The 6,898-nt window shown below is 70.2% G+C and carries 4 protein-coding genes; 1 reads left to right on the top strand and 3 read right to left on the bottom strand.

The window, feature by feature from the left end; all coding sequences use genetic code 11:
- Positions 1-2,543 (bottom strand): non-ribosomal peptide synthetase (locus G3N96_RS37000; RefSeq protein ID WP_206140297.1); only part of this gene is annotated, 2,543 nt, incomplete at its 3' end.
- Positions 2,544-2,816: 273 nt separating this feature from the next.
- Here G3N96_RS37000 and G3N96_RS37005 point away from each other — a divergent pair.
- On the top strand, positions 2,817-4,562 hold the full coding sequence (locus G3N96_RS37005; RefSeq protein WP_206140298.1) for a cyclic peptide export ABC transporter: 1,746 nt from the start codon (positions 2,817-2,819) through the stop codon (positions 4,560-4,562).
- Between the two features lie 323 nt (positions 4,563-4,885).
- On the opposite strand, the gene G3N96_RS37010 is transcribed toward G3N96_RS37005, so the two are convergent.
- Positions 4,886-5,926, bottom strand: coding sequence for an iron-siderophore ABC transporter substrate-binding protein (locus G3N96_RS37010; protein WP_206140299.1), 1,041 nt, complete (start codon positions 5,924-5,926; stop codon positions 4,886-4,888).
- A complete protein-coding gene (fhuF, locus tag G3N96_RS37015) occupies positions 5,923-6,726 on the bottom strand; it encodes a siderophore-iron reductase FhuF (RefSeq protein WP_206140300.1) in 804 nt (267 codons plus the stop codon). The genes G3N96_RS37010 and fhuF overlap by 4 nt, the downstream gene beginning before the upstream one ends.
- Between the last annotated feature and the right edge of the window lie 172 nt (positions 6,727-6,898).

Raw genomic sequence — 6,898 nt, forward strand, 5'->3', positions numbered from 1 at the left:
GTGCGGGTGGCACCCGGCTGGCGATCGACCGGCAGCGCAAGCGGGCCGGGCACGTCGCGCAACGCGCCGCGCCAGTAGTCGAGCTGGCGCTCGCCCTCGCCGCCCGCCAGCATGTCGCGTTGCCAGTCCGCATAGTCGGCGTACTGGATCGGCAGGTCGGGCAGCGACGGCTCGCGGCCCTCGGCATACGCGCGATAGGCGGCCGACAGTTCATCGAACGCGCAGCGCGAGCTCCAGCCGTCGGTGATCGCGTGATGGGCGGTCAGCAGCAGGCGGTGACGGTCGTCGGCGAGTGCGACCAGCGTCGCGCGCAGCAACGGGCCGCGGGCGAGGTCGAACGGCTCGGCCGCCTCGCGCTCGGCGAGACGGGCGGCTTGTGCGTCGCGGGCCGCGGGCGGCTGGTCGCGCAGGTCGATGTCGGCGATCGACACCGGCAGATGCGCATGAATCCGCTGCATCACGACGCCGTCGTCGTTGTCGACGAGCGTCGTGCGCCAGGCTTCGTGGCGCTCGATCACGTGATCGAGCGCGCGCTGCAGCGCAGCGCGATCGAGTGTGCCGTCGATCGTCCAGTGGGCGGCGATGTGATACGCGGCGCTTGCGTCACGCGTTTGCGCGAGCACCCAGAAGCGTTGCTGCGCGAGCGATGCGGCACGGTCGACATGCGGTGCGGCGGCGGCCGCATCGGCCGGTACACGGCGCGCCGAAATCGTGGCCAGCGGCTCGCCGGTTTCGCGCTCCGCACGATCGACCGCGTCGGCCAGTTCGAAGAGCGCCGGATCGGCGAACAGCGTGTCGAGCCGCAGGTTCACGCGTACTGCCGCACGGATCGCAGCCTGCAACTGCATCGCGGCGAGCGAATCGGCGCCCAGCGCGAAGAAGCGGTCGTCACGCGACGGCGTGACGTCGAGGCCGAGCAGCGTCTGCCAGAGGCCGGCGAGCTGCTGTTCGGTCGGTGTGCGCGGTGCGTCGCCGCTGCCTTGGGCGGTGTCGCGCGCGGCGGCGATCGTCGCGCGCAGCGCGGCACGGTCGAGCTTGCCGTTCAGCGTATACGGCAGCGCATCGCACCGGACGAACCGGTGCGGCTGCCAGGCGGCCGGCAGTTGCGCGGCCACGTGCGCTTTCAGCGCGGCATCGTCGGCCGCCGCACGCAGCGCGACGCACGCGATCAGCCGCGTCGGCCCGTTGCCGGTTTCGGCGACCACGGCCGCGTCGGCCACGGCCGGATGCGAACGCAGGCACGCGGCGATCTCGGCGGGCTCCACACGCACGCCGCGCACCTGGACCTGATCGTCGAGGCGGCCGAGATAGTCGAATGCGCCATCGTCGCGCAGCCGCGCGAGATCGCCGGTGCGGTACACGCGCGCACCGGGTTCGCCGTCCGCATCGGGAATGAAACGTTCGGCCGTCAGCGCCGGGCGGCCGTGATAACCACGCGCGACACAGACGCCGCCCAGCAGCAGTTCGCCCACGCCGTCGCCGTCGCCCTCGCCGCCGTCGACACGTGCGACGCGCGGCCCGATCACGCGGCCGATCGGCAACGACGCATACGCATCGTCGGCGGCCAGCACCGGCGTCTCGCCCGGCTCGACCGGCCACAGCATCGGCGAGATCACGGCCTCGGTCGGCCCGTAGCCGTTGATCAGGCGTACCGACGGGAACGTGCCGCGCACGAATTCGAATGCCTGCTGCGGCAGCGCTTCGCCGCCGAATGCCAGCACGCGCAGTGCCGGCGGCACGCCGTCGCGCGCGGCCACCGCCGCGAATTCGCGCAGGTACGCGGGCGGGAACGCGGCCACGTTGATCGATTCACTCACCAGCAGCGCATGCGCGGCATCCGGCGCGAACGGCTGCGGCGGCGCCACGACGATGCTGGCGCCGGTCGCGAGCGGTGCGAGCCAGCATTCGTGCGCGGCGTCGAAATTGACCGATGCGAAATGCAGCAGGCGGTCGCCGGCCTCGATCGGCAGCGCCGCCGCGAGCGCGTCGCAGTGCGCGGCGAGCGGCCCGTGTTCGACGACGACCGCCTTCGGCGTGCCGGTCGAGCCCGACGTATAGATCATGTAGGCGGCCGAACGGGGATGGACGGACACTGTTTCGTCATCGGCGGCAATATGCTGCCCGTCCGCCGCTTCCGCTTCCGCTTCCGCCGTCATATCAAACGCATGTTCGAACGGCGTGCCGAGCGCCGCACGGCCGGCCGCGTCGACGATCCCGTGCCGCAACTGCGCATCCTGGACGATCCAGTCGAGGCGCGCGGCCGGATGACGCGGATCGAGCGGCACGAACACGCCGCCGGCCTTCAGCACGGCCAGCAGCGCGACGAACAGGTCGCCCGAGCGCTCGACGCATACGCCCACCCGCACTTCCGCGCCGACGCCCGCCGCACGCAGTTGCCGGGCCAGCCGCGACGCCCGCGCGTCGAGCGCGCCGCGCGACAGGCGCAAGTCATTCTGGAAAGGAACCGCGATCGCGGGTGCGTCGGGCGCGAGGCGCGCCAGTTCGCGGATTCGGTGATGCAGCGCAGTCGGGAAACTCGTCATGTGCGTGAAGTCCTTCGGTCCGGCCGCTTCGGCCAAGTCTCGGGGCCGCTTGGGGCGGCTTCACTGGTGTGACGAACGGCGCGGCCGATTTTTTACCGTTTTGTGCGCAAAGCGCGTGCGGACGCTTTTTTTGAACGGGCCGCTAAATATTTGCGCGGCCCGTTCGTCTATCAGGGAGGAAAGCCGGAACGGGGCCCCGCCTCGCCCGCCGCTTTCGCGTCAGTTTTTGCCGTTTCCGCGTTTTCGCTTGCCTTCCCTTTACCGACGTTGCCGATGACAGCCGCCCACGAGCCTTCTTCCCCGCCGTCCCTCGACGCTTCCCCCGGCCGCCCCGCGGCGCGCCTGATCCTTGCGCTGTTGCGCGAAAGCCGCGTGTCGCTCGCGCTGGCGCTCACCGCGTGCGTGCTGAACGGCGTCGCGAGCGTGCTGCTCGTCGCGACGCTGAACCGCGCGCTGTCGCAGCCGGGCGCGGCCGATGCGTCGCTCGCGTGGCGCTTCGCGCTGTGCGCGGTGATCGCACTCGTCACGCGGATCGTGTCGGGCACGCTATTCGCTCGCCTGTCGCAGGACACGATGGCGCGGCTGCGCGTGCATCTCGCGCGGCGCGTCGGCGCGGCCGAGCTGCGCGACATCGAGCGGATCGGCGCGGCGCCCGTGCAGTCGGTGCTGACCGACGACGCCACCAACGTGTCGATGCTGTTCTTCGCGCTGCCGAACCTGGTCATGCACGGCTCGATCGTGTTCGGCTGCCTCGGCTACCTCGCGTGGCTGTCGTGGCCGGTGTGCCTGCTCGCGCTGGCCGCGATCCTCGCCGGCTCGCTCGGCTATCACACCGGCGATCGCCGCGCGATCGCATCGCTCGAAGCGGCCGGACAGGCGCAGGACCGGCTGTTCGGCTATCTCGGCTCGCTGTTTTCCGGCGCGAAGGAGCTGAAGCTGCACGATGAACGCGCCCGCCAGTTCGTCGACGGCCAGCTCGGCGCCGCGATCGGCGAAGTGCGCGACCACCGCCGCCGCGCGTTCAGCGCGTATGCGGTCGGCGTCGGCTGGATCATCTTCCTGTTCTACGTGTTCCTCGGCATCGCGTCGTTCTGGCCGCAGCTCGGCGTGCATGCCGATCCGGCCGCGGCCGCCGGCTACGTCGTCGTGTTCCTGTTCATGCTCGTGCCGCTCGACGGGCTGCTGAACAACCTGCCGACCGTCAACGCGGCCCGCGTGTCGCTCACGCGGATCGAAGGCGTGATGGCCGAATTCGGCGCGCTGCGCACGGTGCCGCCCGCGTCCGACGCACCCGACGTGCCGCCGGCCGGCGCCGTCACGCTGCGCGGCGTCACGCATGCGTACTTCCACGAACGCGACGAGCGGATGTTCAGCATCGGGCCGATCAACCTGACGATCCAGCCGGGCGAGCTCGTGTTCATCGTCGGCGGCAACGGCAGCGGCAAGACGACGCTCGCGAAGGTGCTGACGGGGCTCTACGAACCCGAGGAAGGCACGATCGAGGTCGACGGCCGCACGATCGGCTGGCGCGAGCGCGCCGCATACCGGCAGCGCTTCAGCGCGGTGTTCAACGATTTCCACCTGTTCGATGCGCTGCTCGGCATCGTCGATCCCGAGGATCCGTCCCGTGCGCAGGCCGATGCGCGCGCGAACGCGCTGGTCGCGAAGCTCGCGCTCGATCACAAGGTGAAGGTGGTGGACGGCGCGTTCTCGACCCGCGCACTGTCGACCGGGCAGCGCAAGCGGCTCGCACTCGTCGTCGCGTACCTGGAGGACCGGCCGTTCTACCTGTTCGACGAATGGGCGGCCGACCAGGACCCGTCGTTCAAGGCCGTGTTCTACGAGCAACTGCTGCCCGAGCTGCGTGCGCGCGGCAAGGCCGTGATCGTGATCACGCACGACGACCGCTACTTCGATCTCGCCGACCGTCTGTTGAAGCTGGACAACGGGCGCATCGTCAGCGATACGACGCCGGCACGATCACGTGCGCAGGATGGTGTCGATGCGCTGAGCGCGTAATTCGACAGTCGATGGAAAAAATCGCCGACGCGCTGCAAGGGCAGTGCGTCGGCGATTTTCGTTTCAGGAAGCGATGTGGCCGGCGCGTCGCGCGATCGCCGAACGCCTGGGACGATTCACCGCGCGTCCCGCGCACATGCAGCGGCCGCCGTGGGCGAGCACGCCGCTCGACCGAAGCGCATCACATCGAGCGCGACCACCGACCACCGACCACACGGCCGGGTCGAGCCGGATCGCCGCGTGGCGCGCGCGGGCCGACCACAATGCCCTGCCCGTCGAAGTCGAAGCAGCGTCATCCGCCGATCGACCGCCGCGCACTCGGCTCAACGCACGGCCGGCAGCTTCAGCATCGTATCGGTCATCACGTCGGCCAGCTTCAGCGCCGACATCGGCCCGCCGAACCCCCAGATATTGCGTTCGATCAGCGCGATCCGGCGTTCCTTCATCGCGGGCACGAAGCGCCACACCGGCGAATCGAGTTTCGCGGATAGCGGCACGTCCAGCCCCGATGCGGTCACGAACAGCACGGCCAGCTCGCGCTGCCTGAGCAAGTCGGCCGACGTCACGTACAGCGTGCCTTCCCGCGTCGGCTTCTTCGGCCACGGATCGAGCCCGAGCGCCCGCGCGAGCCCCGCCGACGTGCTGTTGCCCGTATAGGCCCAGTAGCGGTCGGGCAAGCCGAGATCCTGCAGCAGCGCGACGCGCTCGCCCTTGCGGCCTGCCGCCGCGAGCCGCGCCGCATTGCGCGCGATGCCCGCATCGAGCTGCGCATCGACCGCCTGCGCACGCGCGTCGCGCCCTGTCACCGCACCGATCGTCCGGAAGATCTGCCGCATCCAGTCGAGCTGCGTGACCGGCACGCCGCCGTCCGACACGTTCGGGCTGAACTGGAAAAGGATCGTCGGTGCGATCCGGTCGAGCGCGTCGAAGATCGGCGCATGACGGAAACCGACGCCGATGATCAGGTCGGGCTTGACCGCCGCGATCGCCTCGAGGCCCGGCTCCTGGCGCGAACCGATATCGGTCACGTTCGCGAGCCGCTCGCTTTGATAACCGAGCCAGCCCGGATAGAACGCGGTATCGGCCATCCCGACCGGCACGAGGTCGAGCGCGATCACGCTTTCCGCGAACATGAAGTCGAGCGCGACCACGCGTTGCGGGCGCACCGGCATCGTCGCGCTCGCCTGCGACACGACGGGATTGCCGGCCAGCGACACCGCGCCCGGCGCTCGCATGCCCTGCGCGCGATGGGCATCGAGGGTCGCGGCGATTGCGCCGGACGATGCGGAAAACGCACCGCAGCACGCGGCGCCCAGTGCCGCCGCGAGTGCGCCGAGCGCGTGCCGGCGGCCGGCATCCATCACCGGATCGCGTCCTGCTCGGCCAGCGCCGCGTCGTCCATCGTCAGTAGCAGGGGGCAGCTTCCACACAGTTGCGTTTCTCCAGGAATTTCATAGCGCAGGCAGCACACGCGGCGCGCACGAAACGGCGTCGGCAGCAGCGCCGAGCGCGGCACGGCATCGCGCACGGGCACGCGCAGCGGATTCGGCTCGCCGTGCACGCAGCTCGACCCGAACAGCCAGTCCGCATCGCGAACGGGATCGGCCGCGCAGGGCAGCGCGCGATACGTATCGAGCAGATAGTCGAGCAGGTTGCCCGCGTTGCTCCACAGCACGCGCGGCGTGACGCGGCCCATCGCCGCGAGCAGGTCGATCACCGCGCCGAGATGCGCGACGAGCCCCGCATAGCGGGGCGCCGGGTCGTCGCACGGTGCGCCGAGCGCATCGTGCGGGAAGTACAGCGCGGCGGGCATCCCGTCGTCAAGCGCGACGAACGTACGCTCGGGCGCCATGTCGAGCGGCCGGCCGAGCGTCAGCGCGGCAACGACGCCGGCCGGCGCCGCCCGGCCGAAATAGTATTTGCTCCATTGCGACATCAGCGCGCGCGCATGCTGCGCCGGATCGCCGCCGTAATGGCCGACCATCGCGTCGAGGATGGCCTCGCGGTGATCGGGCAGCGTGCTGACGGGGACGACGATCCGGCCGGGCGCATTGTGAGCGTCGTCCGGCATGCCGAGCCAAACCACGTCGAGGTGTTCGGCGAACGGTTCCGGCGCGAACGTCGAAAAACGCGTGGCGCGCGCGCCGTCGAGCGCGGGCGTCATCGCCCCGCGCGCCGGGCAGATCGGCAGAGCGCCGTGTAGGGAAAGAGTGTCTGCCTAGGTGTATATATCGGTGGTGGCGGTGGCCTTAACATTAATAAGTTCGAGCGATCCGTGTTCGATGACAGTGACACGTGCTGCATCACGTCAGTACACTAGCCCCAGTCCGACGTAA

Source organism: Burkholderia sp. Se-20373 (assembly GCF_017104705.1).
Taxonomy (GTDB): domain Bacteria; phylum Pseudomonadota; class Gammaproteobacteria; order Burkholderiales; family Burkholderiaceae; genus Burkholderia.

Excerpts from the sequence above, each read along its gene's own strand:
- G3N96_RS37005 (WP_206140298.1), top strand. The coding sequence starts at position 2,817 with ATGACAGCCGCCCACGAGCCTTCTTCCCCGCCGTCCCTCGACGCTTCC.
- fhuF (WP_206140300.1), bottom strand. The coding sequence starts at position 6,726 with ATGACGCCCGCGCTCGACGGCGCGCGCGCCACGCGTTTTTCGACGTTC.